This is a genomic window from Streptomyces sp. NPDC102279 (genome assembly GCF_044766365.1).
GTDB lineage: Bacteria > Actinomycetota > Actinomycetes > Streptomycetales > Streptomycetaceae > Streptomyces.
In genome coordinates this window covers 432,672-448,933 of the sequence record NZ_JBIWLU010000006.1, presented here as the reverse complement: position 1 = coordinate 448,933, position 16,262 = coordinate 432,672, and the positions used below count along the sequence as shown (strand labels likewise).

The 16,262-nt window shown below is 71.5% G+C and carries 13 protein-coding genes and 1 pseudogene; 2 read left to right on the top strand and 12 right to left on the bottom strand.

Annotated features, from left to right (window positions below):
* Nucleotides 1-28: 28 nt before the first annotated feature.
* The 4 genes and pseudogenes from ACIRQH_RS17585 to ACIRQH_RS17570 all read right to left on the bottom strand — a co-directional run bounded on the left by ACIRQH_RS17585 (nt 29) and on the right by ACIRQH_RS17570 (nt 3,107).
* Complete coding sequence (locus ACIRQH_RS17585) at nt 29-1,120, bottom strand: hydrogenase expression protein HypE (protein ID WP_404226496.1); 1,092 nt, start codon at nt 1,118-1,120, stop codon at nt 29-31.
* Between the two features lie 166 nt (nt 1,121-1,286).
* Complete coding sequence (locus ACIRQH_RS17580) at nt 1,287-1,694, bottom strand: hypothetical protein (protein WP_404226588.1); 408 nt, start codon at nt 1,692-1,694, stop codon at nt 1,287-1,289.
* Nucleotides 1,695-1,740: 46 nt separating this feature from the next.
* Nucleotides 1,741-1,827: pseudogene (locus ACIRQH_RS17575) on the bottom strand (hypothetical protein); the annotation flags it as partial.
* Nucleotides 1,828-2,216: 389 nt separating this feature from the next.
* Complete coding sequence (locus tag ACIRQH_RS17570) at nt 2,217-3,107, bottom strand: TIGR03620 family F420-dependent LLM class oxidoreductase (protein WP_358816757.1); 891 nt, start codon at nt 3,105-3,107, stop codon at nt 2,217-2,219.
* Nucleotides 3,108-3,304: 197 nt separating this feature from the next.
* Here ACIRQH_RS17570 and ACIRQH_RS17565 point away from each other — a divergent pair, with 197 nt between their 5' ends.
* Nucleotides 3,305-3,862, top strand: coding sequence for a hypothetical protein (locus ACIRQH_RS17565; RefSeq protein WP_388870602.1), 558 nt, complete (start codon nt 3,305-3,307; stop codon nt 3,860-3,862).
* 69 nt (nt 3,863-3,931) lie between these two features.
* On the opposite strand, the gene ACIRQH_RS17560 is transcribed toward ACIRQH_RS17565, so the two are convergent.
* The 5 genes from ACIRQH_RS17560 to ACIRQH_RS17540 form a co-directional block, all read right to left on the bottom strand.
* Entirely contained in the window at nt 3,932-4,591 is a 660-nt protein-coding gene (locus tag ACIRQH_RS17560; RefSeq protein WP_404226494.1) for a 3-oxoacid CoA-transferase subunit B, read from the bottom strand.
* A gap of 2 nt (nt 4,592-4,593) precedes the next feature.
* Entirely contained in the window at nt 4,594-5,400 is an 807-nt protein-coding gene (locus ACIRQH_RS17555) for a CoA transferase subunit A (protein ID WP_404226587.1), read from the bottom strand.
* Nucleotides 5,401-5,744: 344 nt separating this feature from the next.
* The gene (locus tag ACIRQH_RS17550; protein ID WP_404226492.1) at nt 5,745-7,682 is read right to left on the bottom strand and encodes a helix-turn-helix domain-containing protein; all 1,938 of its coding nucleotides are present in this window, start codon (nt 7,680-7,682) and stop codon (nt 5,745-5,747) included.
* Nucleotides 7,683-7,819: 137 nt separating this feature from the next.
* Nucleotides 7,820-9,217 carry an MFS transporter gene (locus tag ACIRQH_RS17545; protein WP_388870597.1) on the bottom strand — a complete coding sequence of 466 codons (1,398 nt, stop codon included), beginning with the start codon at nt 9,215-9,217 and terminating at the stop codon, nt 7,820-7,822.
* 178 nt (nt 9,218-9,395) lie between these two features.
* Nucleotides 9,396-10,223, bottom strand: coding sequence for a 3-hydroxybutyrate dehydrogenase (locus ACIRQH_RS17540; protein WP_404226490.1), 828 nt, complete (start codon nt 10,221-10,223; stop codon nt 9,396-9,398).
* Between the two features lie 442 nt (nt 10,224-10,665).
* Between ACIRQH_RS17540 and ACIRQH_RS17535 the strand changes: the two genes are divergently transcribed.
* Nucleotides 10,666-12,132 (top strand): PHB depolymerase family esterase, encoded by a 1,467-nt coding sequence (locus ACIRQH_RS17535; RefSeq protein WP_404226488.1) that lies wholly within the window; start codon nt 10,666-10,668, stop codon nt 12,130-12,132.
* A 75-nt stretch (nt 12,133-12,207) separates the two neighbouring features.
* Here the strand turns inward: ACIRQH_RS17535 and adh are convergent, their stop codons facing one another.
* From adh to ACIRQH_RS17520, 3 genes are all read right to left on the bottom strand, one after another.
* Nucleotides 12,208-13,731 (bottom strand): aldehyde dehydrogenase, encoded by a 1,524-nt coding sequence (gene adh / locus ACIRQH_RS17530; protein WP_404226486.1) that lies wholly within the window; start codon nt 13,729-13,731, stop codon nt 12,208-12,210.
* Nucleotides 13,732-13,867: 136 nt separating this feature from the next.
* Nucleotides 13,868-15,172, bottom strand: a complete 1,305-nt coding sequence (locus tag ACIRQH_RS17525; protein ID WP_404226485.1) for a GAF domain-containing protein — start codon at nt 15,170-15,172, stop codon at nt 13,868-13,870.
* A gap of 131 nt (nt 15,173-15,303) precedes the next feature.
* A complete protein-coding gene (locus ACIRQH_RS17520; RefSeq protein WP_358816749.1) occupies nt 15,304-15,903 on the bottom strand; it encodes an N-acetylmuramoyl-L-alanine amidase in 600 nt (199 codons plus the stop codon).
* Between the last annotated feature and the right edge of the window lie 359 nt (nt 15,904-16,262).

Genomic DNA, 16,262 nt, shown 5'->3' with positions numbered 1-16,262 from the left:
GGGTGTGCTGCTCAGCGGATGACCGCGGTCACCACGGGGCCTTGTAGCCGGTCGTGAGCTTCTCGCCCTTCCCGCGCCACTTGGGTTCCTTCTCGACGGTCTTCTCGGTGATGTGCCGCAGCCGCCGTACGACCGAGCCGTAGATACCGCTCGCCGTCGCGGACACATGGCCTCCCGGCGGCTCGTCCATGAAGGGCATGAACTTGTCGGGGAAGCCCGGCATGGTGCAGGCGATGCAGATCCCGCCGACGTTCGGGCAGCCGCCCACGCCGTTGATCCAGCCGCGCTTGGGCACGTTGCACTTGACCACGGGGCCCCAGCAGCCGAGCTTGACCAGGCATTCCGGGGAGCCGTACTCGGTGGCGAACTGTCCCTGCTCGTAGTACCCGGCCCGGTCGCACCCCTCGTGCACCGTGGCGCCGAACAGCCAGGTCGGCCGCAGCTCCTCGTCCAGCGGGATCATGGGCGCCGCGCCCGCGGCCTGGTAGAGCAGGTAGAGCAGGGTCTCCGAGGCGTTGTCCGGGTGCACCGGGCAGCCCGGGATGCAGACGATGGGGATGCCCGCCTTCGACTTCCACTCCCAGCCCAGGTAGTCCGGCACGCCCATCGCGCCGGTCGGGTTGCCGGCCATCGCGTGGATCCCGCCGTACGTCGCACAGGTCCCGATGGCCACCACGGCGAGCGCCTTCGGGGTGAGCCGGTCGAGCCACTCACTGGTGGTGATCGGCTGACCCGTCTCCGGGTCGTCGCCGAAGCCGCACCAGTAGCCCTCGGACTTGACCCGTTCGTTCGGGATGGACCCCTCGACGACCAGCACGAAGGGCTCCAGCTCTCCGCGGTCGGCCTTGAAGAACCACTCGACGAAATTGTCGGCGCCCTCCACGGGGCCGCACTCGAAGTCGATCAGCGGCCAGTGCACCGCCACCTTGGGCAGTCCCGGCAAGGCACCGAGTGCCAGCTCCTCGATGCTCGGCTGGGTTGCGGCGGTCAGTGACACGGAGTCCCCGTCGCAGCTCAGCCCGGCGTTGATCCAGAGAATATGAACTGTGGCGTCGGTCGGGTCGTCCTGCGCGTCGTCCTGTGCGACGGGATCGGTCGTCGTCGCGGTCGGGGCGTCCATGAGCCCTCCTGGGAAATCGGCTGAATCCAGCCAAAAAATGGCCAAACTGCCTTCCCTATGGTGACCGGCGCGGAGCCCGCAGGTAAGTGTGAACGGGCCCTATCGTCCCCGCGCACTACCCGGGGCGGGCGCCGGCACGGCCCGCGACGACCGCTCCGGACGGGGCTCACGGCACACCGGCGTCCACCGGGGCGTCCATGGTCTGCCAGCGGTCGATCTCGAAGGTGACCCCGGGGCCGCGCGTCACCCCGTCGTCGCGGCGCAGACCGGACGCGGCGGAGAGAGGGAACCCGTCCGCGTCGGCGTCGCCACCGCGGTCCCGCAGCAGGCCGGCGATCCGGCCCCGCAGGTCCTCACGGATGAGGGCGGCCATGTCGCCGGTGAGCCGCACGTCCCGGTGCGGGGCGTGCCCGCCGCCGTGACCGGTCAGCCGTACCGACGGCAGCGGCAGCCCGTGGTCCCGGTTCCACAGGCCGACCCGGACCAGGTGCTCGGCGAGCTGCCCGAGCTTGATCGCGCGGCATCTCGTTCTGGTAGAAGCACGTGCGCCCGCCGTTGTCGTCCGCCCACTCACCGTAGGCCGCCCCGCGCCACCGGCCGAGCGCCTCCTCCAGCAGCCGCCGCGCCTCGGCCGGAGGGGCCGTGCGCGCCCGCCGAACGGCCTCCTCGAAGCGCCAGGCGTCGACCGCGTCCTGCGGCGGCCGCACCGCGTATCCGGGCGGCGCGCTGACCAGGACACCGGCCGGCGTCCGGGGGGTCCGGCTCTGTTCGAGACCCGCCGCAGGTTCGACACGTAGGCGCGCAGTGAGGCCGCCGCCTTGTCCGGGGGACGGCCGCACCACAGGCGGTCGATGAGCGGGTCGAGGGCGGCGCGCGGTGGCGGGGCGCCCGTGCCGAGCCTCGACCAGGAGCGCCTGAGGAGGGTGCGGGGGCCGAGCGGAGCGAACTCCGCCCGACACCCGAAACCCCCTGCGGGCGGCCGGACTTGCCGTCACGCCGGCGCGCCGTACACCGACGGACCCCTGCTCGGCCCAGCCACCGGCCCTCCACGCCGCTCCGTCCGACCGGTACCGGAGCGGCGTCCGGAGGACAGGCCCTAGAGCCGGTCGGCGAAGACCGAGGCCAGCTCACGCCAGGCCGCGCGGGGCAGGCCGGCGCGCCCCCCGCTCGCTGTCAGCGACTGGAAGGCGATGTGGTCGGCGCCGGCGTCGAAGTACTCCTGGGCGCGGGCCCGCACCCGTTCGGCGTCGCCCAGGGCGAACAGCGCGTCGAGGAGGCGTGCGCTGCCTCCGTCCTCGAAGTCGCCCTCCGTGAAGCCCAGACGCAGCAGATTGTTCGTGTAGTTGGGCAGTTGGAGGTACACCTCCAGCATGCCCCGTGCGGTGGTGCGGGCCCGGTCGAGGTCGGGGTCGAGGACGACGGACAACTCGGGCGCGAGCAGGGCGTCGGGGCCGAGTGCCTCGCGCGCCTCCGCCGTGTGCTCGGCGGTGACGAGATAGGGGTGGGCTCCCAGCGCCCGGTCGGCCGCGAGCCGCAGCATCTTCGGGCCGAGGGCCGCGAGAACCCGGTGTCCGCTGTCCACGGGCCGCGCCGCCTCGTCGAGGGCGTCGAGATAGTCCACCATCGCGCTGTACGGCTTCGCGTACTGCGGTGCCAACTTGTCGTGGCTGACGCCCAGGCCGAGGACGAAACGCCCCCGCGCGCTCTCGTCGATCGCCGCGACACGGGCCGCCACCTCCTCGGCTCCGTGTTCCCAGATGCTCAGGATGCCGGTGGCCACGGTGACCGTGCGGGTGGCGGCGACGAGCGCCGCCGCGTCCTCGGGGGACGGGCTTCCTCCCATCCAGAGCGTGCCGTACCCCAGTTCTTCGAGTTCGGTGACGGCTTCGACGATGTCCGCCCTGCCCGCGTCGTCCACCCGCGACGCGTGCAGAGCGCCGCTCCAGATGCCGATCCGTCCGAATGCCTCGCGTGTGTCGGAAGTCATACCGTGATCAACTGCGGCTCCGGGGCAGTTGTTCCCCAGCGGCCGAGGATGCGACCGATCGGCTGACCGGGTACCGGCTGCGGGAACACGGACCAAGGGCGGAGGCAGGAAAGGAGATCCCGGTTCGTCGCCGGAACTGACGGCGGGACGACGGCCGACCACGGTTATGCTGCGGGCCGTTGATCGCAAAGGAAGACATGTTCAAGCGACTTGTGACGGCCGCGGTGGCGGCGGTTCTGATAGCCGGCCTCGGCGCGTGCGGCAGCGGGAGTGACGTCCGCGACGAGAGCACGAACCACTCGGTCGGCGTCGACCGGGGCAGTGGGAGCGGTGCCGGGGAGTCCCGGCCGGACCCGGCCACCACGACGGACGCGAGCGTCTTCGGCCTTCGGGACGAGGTCCGCCACCTTGCCGCGAAGACCACCCGGGCCACGCGGCCGCACCTGACCAGGAAGTGCACCACGGCCACGCGCCGGGTCAAGCACACGACACGTTCCGGGTCGGGCACCAAGCGGCGCACCCGCACCTGGTACTCCACCGAGCGGTACAAGAGCTGCAAGCAGGTCCGCAGCGGCACCGAGACCTACACGCGCGTCGTCCGGCCGGAACGGTGGTGCGTGAGCCTGGACAACCTCGGCGGCGACGCGAAACGGGACGACGTCTGGTACCGGGTCGGCAGGACGACCTACGACGCGGCCGTCGGCACGGACAGGTCGGTCCGCATGGAGTTCACCCCGACGGGCACCGGCTGCTGACCTGACCTGACCTCAATACCGGCCGTGTCGCGGGTCGGGCTGCGGACACTGTCTCCTGGGCGGATGGGCTCAGCCGGACGCGGGCGCAGCCAGACCCTCGTCCACCAGGAGCCTGGCGTCGGTCGCCGCCACGACCTCCCGCACGGTGACACCCGGAGCGGTCTCGACGAGTCGCAGCCCCTCGGACGTGACGTCGATGACGGCCAGGTCGGTGACGACCCGGTCCACCACACGACGCCCCGTCGCGGGCAGGCTCAACTCCTCGACCAGCTTCGGGCTGCCGTCCTTGGCGGTGTGCTCCATCACGACCAGCAGCCGGCGAGCGCCGTGGACGAGGTCCATCGCGCCGCCCATGCCCTTGACCATCCTCCCGGGAATCATCCAGTTGGCCAGGTCGCCGCGGGCCGACACCTGCATGGCTCCGAGCACGGAGACATCGATCCGGCCGGCCCGGATCATGCCGAAGGAGAGGGCCGAATCGAAGTAGGCGGTACCCGGGACGGTGGTCACCGTCTCCTTGCCGGCGTTGATCAGGTCGGGGTGCTCCTCGCCGTCGTACGGGTAGGGGCCCACGCCGAGAATGCCGTTCTCCGAATGCAGCACCACGTGCACCCCGTCCGGCAGGTGGCCGGGGATCAGGGTGGGCAGGCCGATGCCCAGATTGACGTACTGGCCGTCGCGCAGTTCCCGGGCGGCGCGGGCGGCCAGTTGGTCACGGTCGAGCGGCATGGTCACTTCTCCTCGGAGGCGGTACGTGAGACGGCTCTTTCGGCGTGGGTGCGCGCACGGCGCACGGTGCGGCGCTCGACGCGTTTGTCCAGCGAGGAGTCGACGGCGACCACCCGGTCCACGTACACGCCGGGCAGATGGACGGCGTCCGGCGGCACCTCGCCGGCCTCGACGATGCGTTCGGCCTCCACGACGGTGACACGGCCCGCCATCGCGCACAGGGGGTTGAAGTTGCGAGCCGCCGCGTGGAAGACGCAGTTTCCGTGCCGGTCGGCGACCGCCGCCCGCACCAGGGCGAAGTCGGCGCTGATGGCCTCCTCCAGCAGGTAGCGGCGGCCACCGAAGTCCCGGGTCTCCTTGGGCGGGGAAGCCAGCGCGACGCCGCCGTCAGGGGTGTAGCGCCACGGCAGACCTCCCTCCTCGACCTGGGTGCCCATGCCGGCCGGGGTGTAGAACGCGGGGACGCCGGTGCCGCCGGCCCGCAGCCGCTCGGCGAGGGTGCCCTGCGGTGTCAGCTCCACCTCCAGTTCACCGGACAGGTACTGACGGGCGAACTCCTTGTTCTCACCCACGTAGGAAGAGGTCATCCGGGCGATCCGGCCTGCCCGCAGCAGCAGACCGAGCCCCCAGTCGTCCACACCGCAGTTGTTGGACACGACCCGCAGGCCGCACGTGCTCGTGTGGGACAGCGCGGCGATCAGCGTCGACGGAATGCCGCACAGGCCGAATCCGCCGACCGCGAGCGTCGCGCCGTCGGGGATGTCCGCCACTGCCCGCGCGGCCGCGCTCACCACTTTGTCCATGCCGATTCCTTCCCCACAGGGGTCCGTTCCGTTCGCCGGCCCGGCCTGCCCACGACAACGCGGCCAGGACCGGGTGTCCCTCAGCTTTGCCCGCACCGGCGGTCACGGGCCATGTGTGCCGGTGCCACGACGGGACGGCAAAGAGCGGTGACGGACACCATGCCGCCCGCCGTACGCCGCTCCTGAGGTTCCGGCCGTCACGCAGCGCGCCCGCCGTCGCGGACCGGTCTGCCGTCCTGGACGCGGCCGGCGGAACCCCGCGGAGGCGGCGACATCCCGTCAGGAGCCGATCGTCATGCGTTCCAGCCTCACGGACACCTGCAGCGCTGCGAGGCGCGCGCTGTCGTACGTCAGGCGCCCGACAGCAGGTGGAGGCGGAGGGCCAGCTGGAGTTCCAGTGCCTGCGCGGGGGTGTTCCAGTCGGGTCCGAGGAGCGCCTCGACCCGGTCCAGCCGCTGCACGACCGTGTTCACGTGCACGTGCAGTTCCTCCTTCGCCCGGGTCAGGCTTCCGCCGCAGTCGAAGTAGGCACGCAGCGTGCGCACCAGCTGGGTCCCGCGCTGGGTGTCGTAGTCCAGCAGCGGTCCGAGGGCCGCGCTGACGAACCCGTCCACATCGTGGTGGTCACCCAGCAGCACGCCGAGGAAGCCGAGTTCGGCGACGCTCGCACCCTGCCCCGCACGGTCGAGCACGCGCAGGGCACGCAGACAGCGCACGCCTTCCGTGTGCGCGTCGGCGATCGCCCGTGGCCCGGCGGCCGGCCCGGCGCCGGCCACCGTGACCGGTGCGCCGACCAGTTGGCCCAGCTGTGCGGCGGCGAGACGGGCCGCCTCCCCCGGACCGACGCCGTCGCACGGGAGCAACAGCACCACGGCGGCCTCGTGTTCCGCGCTGACGCCGCCGCCCCCGAAGAGGTACTGCACGGCGGCGTCGGCGAGCCGGTCCCTGGCCTCGCCGCCGGTCCGGGCGACCAGCAGGATGTGGGGCCGGTCGAGGTCGAAGCCGAGGCGGCGGCCGCGGGCCACGAGGCCGGCCGGGTCACGATCGGGTGCGGTGAGCAGATCGGTGATCAGGTCCCCGCGGACCCGGTTCTCGGTCTCCGCGACCGATCGCCTCAACAGGAGCAGCAGGGAGGTCACGACGCTGCTCCGCTCGAAAAGGCGCTGGTCGGGGCCGTCGAGATCCGGACGGCCGTACAGCACCAGACAGCCCAGCAGTTCCTGACCCGCCAGCATCGCGCAGACCCACCGCCCGTCACGGAACACCGCGCGGGCGGCCGCGCGTGAGCTCTTCGCCGACGCGACCAGCACCGCCGCCTCCTCCGCGCCACCGCCGTCCTCCGGGCCCCTGGGCGCGCCGGCCGCGGTGAGCGGCCACCCGGAGCCGTCGTGGACCGCGACGTCCCCCTTCAGCAGGCCGGCCACGTCGGCGGCCACGTCGGCCACGTCGCCGCCCCGCAGAACGAGATCGGTGAGCCGGTCATGTGACTCCTCGGCACGCTGAATGGCGGCGGAATGCTCGCCGATCACGGCGTTGGCCTCGGCCAGTTCGGCCAGCGCGATCCGTGCGTCGGCCATGGCCTTGGCGGTGTCGATCGCGATGGCGGCGTGGTCGGCCAGCGAGCAGAGCAGGGCGACCTCGTCCGGCGCGAAGGTGCGTGGTGTGCGGTCGGCCGCGAAGAGCGCCCCGATGACCTGGCCACCGCTTCCCGACCCCAGCAGCAGCGGCACGCCGAGGATCGCGACCAGGCCCTCGTCCAGGACTCCGGCGTCGATGCTGCCGGTGTGCAGGAAGCGGTCGTCGGTGCGGTAGTCCGGGGTGGCGTAGGGGCGTGCGGTCTGCGCGACCAGACCACCGAGACCCTCGCCCAGTTGCAGACGAAGGTTCTGGAACAGTTCGGACACCGAGCCGTCGGTGACCCGCATATAGGTGTCTCCGGCCTCCTCGTCGGGCAGCGTGAGGTAGGCCGTGTCGGTGCCCAGCAGCATCCGGGCCCGCCGGACGATGGACCGCAGCACGGCGTCGAGGTCGCGCAGGGCCGCCAGGTCGCCCGCGGTGTCGAAGAGCGCGGTCAACTCGGCTTCCCGGCGCCGGTGTTGCCTGAGCGTGCTGTGCACGCGCAGCGCCGCTTCGGTGGCCTGCTCCACCTCCGCGAGATCCTGGGCGGTGGCACCGTTGCGGCGCGCCTCGGCGGCGACGGTTCCGAGTTCTTCGGCGGGGGCGCCCGCGGCGAGGAGTTCGAGCAGCCGGCGCAGGTGACGGGCGACGGACAGGGGCGTGTGCGACATGGGCGGGCAACCGTTGCGGAGTCGGTGGTCGGTGGACGGGGGAGTCGGGTCACGGCCGGGAGGGGAACGGCCGCCGAGGGTCAGTGTCCCCCGACCGGGAGGACACCGACCCTCGTCCGGTGAGCGGCGCCGGGACCTCAGGCGGACGCGGCCGGCTGCTGTTCCGGGGCGGGCCGCGCCACGGAGGCGTCCGGCTCGATGGCCGAGAGGTCCCTGCCGCGCGTCTCCCGGGCGGCGACGACGGCGATCACGGTGACCACCGCGGCGATGCCGATGTACACGGAGATCGGGGTGGAGTTGCCGTAGGAACTCAGCAGCGCGGTCGCGATCAGCGGAGCCGGGGCGCCGGCCGCCACGGAGGAGAGCTGGGCCCCGATCGAGGCGCCCGTGTAGCGCATCCGCGTGGCGAACAGCTCCGAGAAGAACGCCGCCTGGGGTGCGTACATGGCGCTGTGGAAGATCAGTCCGACGGTGACGGCCAGCACCAGCGCGGGGAAGGACTTGGTGTCCAGCAGGGCGAAGAAGGCCCACGACCACAGACCCACGCCGACCGCGCCCACCAGGTACACGGGCTTCCGGCCGACCCGGTCCGACAGGGCGCCGAACAGCGGGATCAGACAGAACTGCACGGCCGAGCCGATCAGCACGGCGTTGAGCGACGTCTGCTTGTCGATCTCCAGATGGGTGACGCAGTAGGTGAGGACGAACGCGGTGATCACGTAGTACGAGATGTTCTCGGCCATCCGCGCGCCCATCGCGACCAGAATGTCCCGCCAGTGGTGACGCACGACCGCGACGAACGGCGGCTGCTCGGCCCCTTGCTCCGACGTGCGCCGCTCGGCCTTCGCGAGGGCCTCCTTGAACAGCGGCGACTCGTCGACGGACAGCCGGATCCACAGGCCGATCATGACCAGGACGGCTGAGAGGAGGAAGGGCACCCGCCAGCCCCAGGAGTCGAACGCGTCGTCGCTGAGCACGGTGGTCATCAGGGAGAGCACTCCGACGGCGACCAGGTTGCCGGCCGGTGCGCCGGCCTGCGGCCACGAGGCCCAGAACCCGCGCCTCTTCGCGTCCCCGTGCTCGGAGACCAGGAGTACGGCGCCGCCCCATTCGCCGCCGAGGGCGAAGCCCTGGATCAGACGCAGGGTGGTCAGCAGCAGGGGAGCCGCGACGCCGATGGTGTCGTAGCCGGGGACACAGCCGATCAGGGCGGTGGAGAGGCCCATCATGAGCAGGCTGATCACCAGGAGCTTCTTGCGCCCGAGGCGGTCGCCGAAGTGGCCGAAGACCACGGCGCCGATCGGGCGGGCGGCGAAGCCGATGGCGTAGGTGAGGAAGGACAGCAGGGTCCCGGTCAGCGGGTCCGATTCGGGGAAGAACACACGGCCGAAGACCAGGGCGGCGGCCGAGCCGTACAGGAAGTAGTCGTACCACTCGATGGTGGTGCCGATCAGGCTGGCCGCGACGATCCTGCGCAGACCGCCTGGTGTCGCGGAGGTGCCTGGGCCGTTCACGGCGTTGTGAGCGCTGGGCATGGTTGTCACCGTTTCGGATGGGGAAGGGGAGCGGAACCGCCGGGCCCGGTCGACGCCGGGGACGAAGGGAACGGGTCCGGGGGAGTTTGTTCGGTACGAGGCGGTGGCGCGCCGGGCGCCGTCCGGGCCGCCGGGGCGCGAACCGTCACGGGCCGCGGACAGCCGATGCGGTGCGCCGTCAGTGGGCCGTCCAGCCGCCGTCCAGCGGGATCGACGTGCCGGTGATGTAGCCGCTGCGTTCGGTGCACAGCCACAGGGCCGCCTCGGCGACCTCGGCCGGCTCGATGAGGCGCTTGATCGCGGTGCGGTCCAGGAAGACCCGGTCCACCACGTCCCCGGTCGGGATGCCGTGGGCGAGTGCCTGGTGGGCGATCTGTTCCTCGACCAGCGGCGTACGGACATAGCCCGGGCTGATGCAGTTGCTGGTCACGCCGTGCGCGGCGCCCTCCAGGGCGACAACCTTGCTCAGGCCCTCCAGCGCGTGCTTCGCCGTGACGTACGCCGACTTGTAGGCGCTGGCCCGAAGGCCGTGCACGGACGAGATGTTGACGACCCTGCCCCACCCTCGCGCGTACATGTGGGGAAGGGTGCGGCGCAGGATGCGGAACGGCGCTTCCACCATGACCCGCTGGATCAGCGCGAAGCGCTCGGGAGGGAACTCGTGCAGGGGGGCGACATGCTGCAGCCCCGCGTTGTTGACCACGATGTCGGCGTCGTCCGGCAGCGCGTCCACCGCCTCGGCCTCGGAGAGATCGGCCACGACGGCCGTGCCACCGATCGCCTCGGCCACCTCCTTGGCGGCCTCGCCTGCCCGGTCCACGACATAGACCTCGGCGCCGGCCGCGGCGAAGCCGTCGGCGCAGGCCCGGCCGATCCCGCTGGCGGCGCCGGTGACCAGAACCTTGCGGCCGGTCAGGAATCCGGTCGATGCCAGACCGGACGCGGCGGTGTCGCCGGGCCGGGGACGTCGAGGTGAGCCCTCGTCGGAGTTCTTGGTGCTGTCCATGGCCGAACACGGTAGGGAGGAACCCGGCGATCAGACATGTGGGTCGCCGACATACTTCCGAGGCAGGAGATGGGCTCCGTCACCATGTGCAGGCGGTCGGCCGCTGCTCGGTGGTCTCCGCCCGCCGGAAACACCCGACGGGCGCGGTCGCTCCGGGCCGATCGGGCCGCCGCATGTCACAGCGTCACCGCCGACACCATGGGTGGACGAGCCACGCCGGGCACCCCGGTCCTGGCTGCCCCTCACATGTCGCGGCGGGGGCCGCCGGTCGTACGGTCCGCTTCCAGCACGTCGCTACGACAGCGGGCCGGCCGCGGACACGTGCCGCGGAGTCCGGCCGAAGGGAGCGGGCGCGGGGCGCGACCAGGCGGGGTGGGACCGCCGGGCGGCGCACCGTGCCCTCGCTCGCCCCACCCTCCCGACCACTCTTCGGAGCCGCATCATGCTTCACTCCACCTGGCGTGGATTCCTCCGGCGCGGCGCATGGGCCGCGGCACTGGGCGCCTTCGTCGCCGCCCTGAGCGTCGTCACTCCCGTCGCGTCGAGCGCGGCGGCCGCCGGCACCCTCCAGCAGGTCACCGGCTTCGGCTCGAACCCCGGCAACCTGGCCATGTACGAGTACGCCCCGTCCAACCTGCCCGCCGACGCACCGCTGGTGGTCGCCCTGCACGGATGCACCCAGTCGGCGAGCGACTACCACGCGCACTCCGGCTGGCAGAAGTTCGCCGACCTGTGGGGCTTCGCCCTGGTGTATCCGCAGACCAGCTCGGCCAACAACAGCCTGTCCTGCTTCAGTTGGTTCGACGCGGCCAAAGACACCCGGGCCAAGGGCGAGGCGGCCTCGGTCAAGCAGATGGTCGACAGCGCCGCGGCACGGTACGGATCGGACAGCGGCCGCGTCTTCGTCACCGGGCTGTCCGCCGGCGGCGGGATGACCGCGGACCTCCTCGCCGACTACCCGGACGTGTTCGCCGGCGGAGCGGTCGACTCCGGTCTTCCCGCGCAGTGCGCCACCACGCAGGCCGCCGCCTCCGGCTGCCAGTACAGCAACCAGAACCTCACCCCGAAGCAGTGGGGTGACAAGGTCCGCAACTCCTACCCGGGGTATGCGGGCCCGTGGCCGCGGGTCGCCATCTGGCAGGGGTCCTCCGACACCACCGTCGCCCCCGTCAACGGCACCGAACTGCGCGACCAGTGGACCGACGTCCGGGGCGTCGGCCAGACGGCATCCAGCACCCGGAACCTGACCGGGGGCACCACCGAGAGCATCTACGACGACAGCACAGGCAAGCCGGCCGTCGCCCTGTTCTCCGTCTCCGGTATGACGCACGGCCTCGCCGTGAACCCCGGTTCGGGAGCCGACCAGTGCGGCAGCACGGGGACCTATTACCTCAACTCCGTCTGCTCCAGCTACCACACCGCGAAGTTCTGGGGGCTAGACGGCGGTGGTGACCCGGGCGGCACGGGTTCCCTGCCCGCCCCGTCCGGCCTCACGGTGACCGGCACCACGGACACGGCCGCCTCGCTGTCGTGGAACTCCGTGAGCGGCGCCGGCGCGTACAACGTCTATCGCGGCGGCACGAAGGTGGGCTCCACGGCGGGCACCGCATACACCGACACCGGCCTGTCCGCCGGAGCCTCGTACAGCTACACCGTCGCCGCGGTCGACTCCTCCGGAGCCGTCGGCGCGAGCTCCGCGTCGGTCACGGCGACGACGACAGGCTCCGTGCCCAGGTGCTACACCGCCAACAACTACCAGCAGGTACAGGCCGGCCGCGCCCACCAGACCGGCGGCTACACCTACGCCAACGGATCCGCCCAGAACATGGGCCTGTACAACGTCGCCGTCACCCACACACTGAAGGAGACCTCCACGGGCTACTTCGTCATCGCCGACTCGGGCTGCTGACGCGGTCGGGCCACGCCGACTGCGCGTCAAGGGCGCCTGACAGGCAACCACCTGACAGGCGCCCCTTCCCGCCGCCTAGAAGAAGCCCAGCTTCTTCGGCGAGTACGACACCAGAAGATTCTTCGTCTGCTGGTAGTGGTCCAGCATCATCTTGTGGTTCTCGCGGCCGATGCCGGACTGCTTGTAGCCGCCGAAGGCGGCGTGCGCCGGGTAGGCGTGGTAGCAGTTCGTCCAGACGCGACCGGCCTGGATCGAACGGCCCGCCCGGTAGGCGGTGTTGATGTCCCGGGTCCACACCCCCGCCCCGAGCCCGTACAGCGTGTCGTTCGCGATCTTGATGGCGTCGTCGAAGTCGTCGAACGACGTCACCGAGACGACCGGACCGAAGATCTCCTCCTGGAAGATCCGCATGCGGTTGTCCCCCTCGAAGATCGTCGGCTGGACGTAGTAACCGCCCTTCAGCTCACCGTCGTGCTCGATGCGCTCCCCGCCGGTGAGCACCTTGGCGCCCTCCTGACGGCCGATGTCCAGGTAGGAGAGGATCTTCTCCAGCTGGTCGTTGGACGCCTGGGCGCCGATCATCGTGTCCGTGTCGAGCGGGTTGCCCGGCTTGATGAGTTTGGTGCGGGCGACTGCCGCCTCCATGAACTCCCGGTAGTGGCCGCGCTGGATGATGGCCCGCGAGGGACAGGTGCAGACCTCGCCCTGGTTGAGCGCGAACATGGTGAAGCCCTCGAGGGCCTTGTCACGGAAGTCGTCGTTCTCCGCCCAGACGTCGTCGAAGAAGATGTTCGGGGACTTGCCGCCGAGCTCCAGCGTGACCGGCTTGATGTTCTCCGAGGCGTACTGCATGATCAGCCGCCCCGTCGTGGTCTCGCCCGTGAACGCGACCTTCGCCACGCGGGGGCTGGACGCGAGCGGCTTGCCGGCCTCCACGCCGAAGCCGTTCACGATGTTCACCACGCCCGGCGGGATGAGGTCCGAGATGAGGCTCATCCAGTAGTGGATGGACGCCGGCGTCTGCTCGGCCGGCTTGATGACGACCGCGTTCCCCGCCGCCAGCGCCGGTGCGAGCTTCCACACAGCCATCAGGATGGGGAAGTTCCACGGGATGATCTGTGCCACCACGCCGAGCGGCTCGTGGAAGTGGTACGCGACGGTGTCGTCGTCGACCTCGCCGATCGAACCCTCCTGAGCCCGGGCCGCCCCCGCGAAGTAGCGGAAGTGGTCGATCGCGAGCGGGATGTCGGCCGCCAGGGTCTCGCGGACCGGCTTGCCGTTCTCCCAGCTCTCGGCGACCGCGAGCTTCTCCAGGTTCGCCTCCATCCGGTCGGCGATCTTGAGCAGGATGTCGGAGCGTGCCGTGACGGACGTGCGGCCCCAGGCCGGGGCGGCCGCGTGTGCCGCGTCCAGCGCGCGTTCCACGTCCTCCGCCGTCCCCCGCGCGACCTCGGTGAACGGCTGCCCGTTCAGCGGGCTCGGGTTCTCGAAGTACTGCCCGCGAGCCGGCGGAACGTACTCCCCGCCGATGAAGTGGTCGTACCGCGCCTCGTACGAGACGATCGCGCCTTCGCTGCCGGGCGCCGCGTAACGGGTCATGCTGGTCTGCCTCCCGGAGAAGCGCCGCCCGCCGTTGGGCAGCTCTCGCCGCGAGGCTAGGAACCCCGACGTTGCAACGACGTTGCGCGTCCCCGAACGCCGTTCCCGCCCCACAGGTGGGGAGGCGGTCGGCCTGTCAGCGCGGCTCCGGTCGCATACGGCCGCTCCGGCCCGGCTGTGCCCAGCCCACGGGCAGGGCCTGCTCCGACTCCAGCTCCTCCAGCCGCGACCGCACGGCCGGCGCCGGCCGTACCGACGACAGGGCCCGCCAGACGTCGAGGTCGTCCTCGCCCCACGGCGCGCGGGCCCAGTCGGCCAGCAGATCCGGGTCCCGCCGGGCGATGAGCGCCGTCCGCAGCCCGTCGGCCAGTCTGCGCCGCAGGCGCACGACCGCCGGTGCCGTGGACCCCGGCAACAGCGGACCGGCGTACGCCGCGACGGCTGCCGTGACCGCCCCCGTTCCGAGCCGCCGCTCCACCACCGTCACGTCGGACTCGACAGGGCGGGTCAGCCGGTAGGGCCGTGAATCCAGCAGACCCGGACCGAGGAGGCGGCGCAGCCGGGCCAGTTCCGCGCGGAGCGTCACCGGTGTCACCGACTCGTCCTCGTACAGGGCGCACAGCAACTCGTCGCCCGTGAGGCCCTCGGGATGCCGGGCCAGCAGCACCAGGATCTCGCTGTGTCTGCGGCTGAGCCTGGTCTTGCGACCGTCCACGACGAGCTGGGCCTCGTCGCGTCCCAGCGCCGTCAGTTCGACGGGGCCGTCCGTCACGGCCCGGGGCGGTGAAAGGAGGGCCAGATGGGACTCGGCGGCACGTGCCACCGCCTGTACGAAGGCGAGGCTGTGCGGATGCGCCAGCCCGTCCCCGCCGGTGATGTCGACCGCGCCGATGACCCGACCGGTCCGCGGATCGTGCACCGGCGCCGCCGCGCACGTCCAGGGCTGCACCCGCCTGATGAAGTGCTCCGCCGCGAACACCTGCACGGGGTGGTCGACGGCGACCGCCGTGCCCGGCGCGTTCGTACCCACCGCCGCCTCCGACCAACGGGCGCCCGGCACGAAGTTCATCCGGCCGGCCTGCCGTCGCGTCCCCGGATGGCCCTCGACCCACAGGAGCCGGCCCTGCGCGTCGCACACCGCGAGCAGGTGCTCCCCGTCCGACGCGAACGTGCCCATCAGCTCACGGAACAGCGGCATCACCCGGGCCAGCGGGTGCTCGGCCCGGTAGGAACCGAGATCCCCGTCCATCAGCTCGACGTTCGCCGTGCCGTCCGGGACGACGCCGGCCCGCGCCGACCGACGCCACGAGTCCGCGACCACGGACCGCACCGGACGCGGCACCGTACCCGCCTCGGTGAAGGACTCGTAAGCGCGTTGCAGTGACCGGACCCGCTCGACGGGGTCGGCTCCCGGTTCCAGGGCCACCCAAGGATCGATCAACTCGGCCTCCCGGAAGGCGATGCGGCTGGGTCCATCGTCACTCCCCGTGCGGGCATCGACAACCCGTGTGACGTTCCGCTTCCGCCCGCGGCCGTACGGAGCTCCCGCGGAGGGTCGCCGCGGGGCTCGGCTCAGGCGAAGTTGACGAGCCTGATGTAGCGCGTCCAGTCCCAGTTGGGCCCCGGATCGGTGTGGTCGGTGCCCGGCACCTGGTAGTGGCCGAGGATGTGGGCGCGGTCCTTGGGGATCCCGTACTGGTCGCAGATCGCGGCGGTCAGCTTGGCCGACTCCTCGTAGAGCGCGTTCGTGAAGTAGGCGGGCTTGTCCACCCAGCCCTCGTGCTCGATTCCGATGCTTCTGGTGTTGTAGTCCCAGTTTCCCGCGTGCCAGGCGACGTTGCGTTCCCGTACGCACTGGGCGACATGGCCGTCGGCGGAGCGCACCACGTAGTGCGCGGACACCTTCTTCGCGGGGTTGCGGAAGATGGACAGGGTGTCGGCGTACGTCGCCTGCGTGACGTGGATGACCACGTAGTCGAGGTCGTAGCTCTCCGGGCGGTCGGACACCGTGTAGTTGGAGGAGGTCGCCGGAGTCCACTCCGCGCCCGGGTAGTCGACGGCAGCCACCTGGGCCGTCGCCCTGGCCTCGGGGAGTAACGCGTAAGGCAGGGCGGCGAGGGCTGCGCCCTTGAGCAGCCGCCGCCGGCTCGGGAAGGACCGTGCTCTCTCCATGGAGTACTGGCCTTTCGTCGGTGGGATGTCCGGGGTGCCGGTGGTCCGAGGCCGCTGCCGGGGTCGTCCGGTCGAGGTGGACGCGGGCGGCCTCGGCCGTTCGCCTGGCGTGACGGCGCGGCAGGAAGATCAGTATCACGACACGTACGGCCGGCCGGGCATGCGCGACACAGCGGGTCCAGGTACGTCGCTTCCGTGCCGCAGGAGGTGGTCCGAACGGACCGATCGCTTCGCTCCGCTTCCCCGCATTCGTCGCCGGCGTCATGTGAATCCCCCGATTCGCTCCGGACCCGAGACGACGGCCGGACGGCTGCGCCTCGCATGAATCACGTACGACGCTTGCCGGTTGGGCAGGAGGA

Excerpts from the sequence above, each read along its gene's own strand:
- ACIRQH_RS17520 (WP_358816749.1), bottom strand. The coding sequence starts at position 15,903 with ATGGAGAGAGCACGGTCCTTCCCGAGCCGGCGGCGGCTGCTCAAGGGC.
- ACIRQH_RS17545 (WP_388870597.1), bottom strand. The coding sequence starts at position 9,217 with ATGCCCAGCGCTCACAACGCCGTGAACGGCCCAGGCACCTCCGCGACA.
- ACIRQH_RS17570 (WP_358816757.1), bottom strand. The coding sequence starts at position 3,107 with ATGACTTCCGACACACGCGAGGCATTCGGACGGATCGGCATCTGGAGC.
- ACIRQH_RS17540 (WP_404226490.1), bottom strand. The coding sequence starts at position 10,223 with ATGGACAGCACCAAGAACTCCGACGAGGGCTCACCTCGACGTCCCCGG.
- ACIRQH_RS17535 (WP_404226488.1), top strand. The coding sequence starts at position 10,666 with ATGCTTCACTCCACCTGGCGTGGATTCCTCCGGCGCGGCGCATGGGCC.
- ACIRQH_RS17560 (WP_404226494.1), bottom strand. The coding sequence starts at position 4,591 with ATGCCGCTCGACCGTGACCAACTGGCCGCCCGCGCCGCCCGGGAACTG.
- ACIRQH_RS17565 (WP_388870602.1), top strand. The coding sequence starts at position 3,305 with ATGTTCAAGCGACTTGTGACGGCCGCGGTGGCGGCGGTTCTGATAGCC.
- adh (WP_404226486.1), bottom strand. The coding sequence starts at position 13,731 with ATGACCCGTTACGCGGCGCCCGGCAGCGAAGGCGCGATCGTCTCGTAC.
- ACIRQH_RS17550 (WP_404226492.1), bottom strand. The coding sequence starts at position 7,682 with ATGTCGCACACGCCCCTGTCCGTCGCCCGTCACCTGCGCCGGCTGCTC.
- ACIRQH_RS17585 (WP_404226496.1), bottom strand. The coding sequence starts at position 1,120 with ATGGACGCCCCGACCGCGACGACGACCGATCCCGTCGCACAGGACGAC.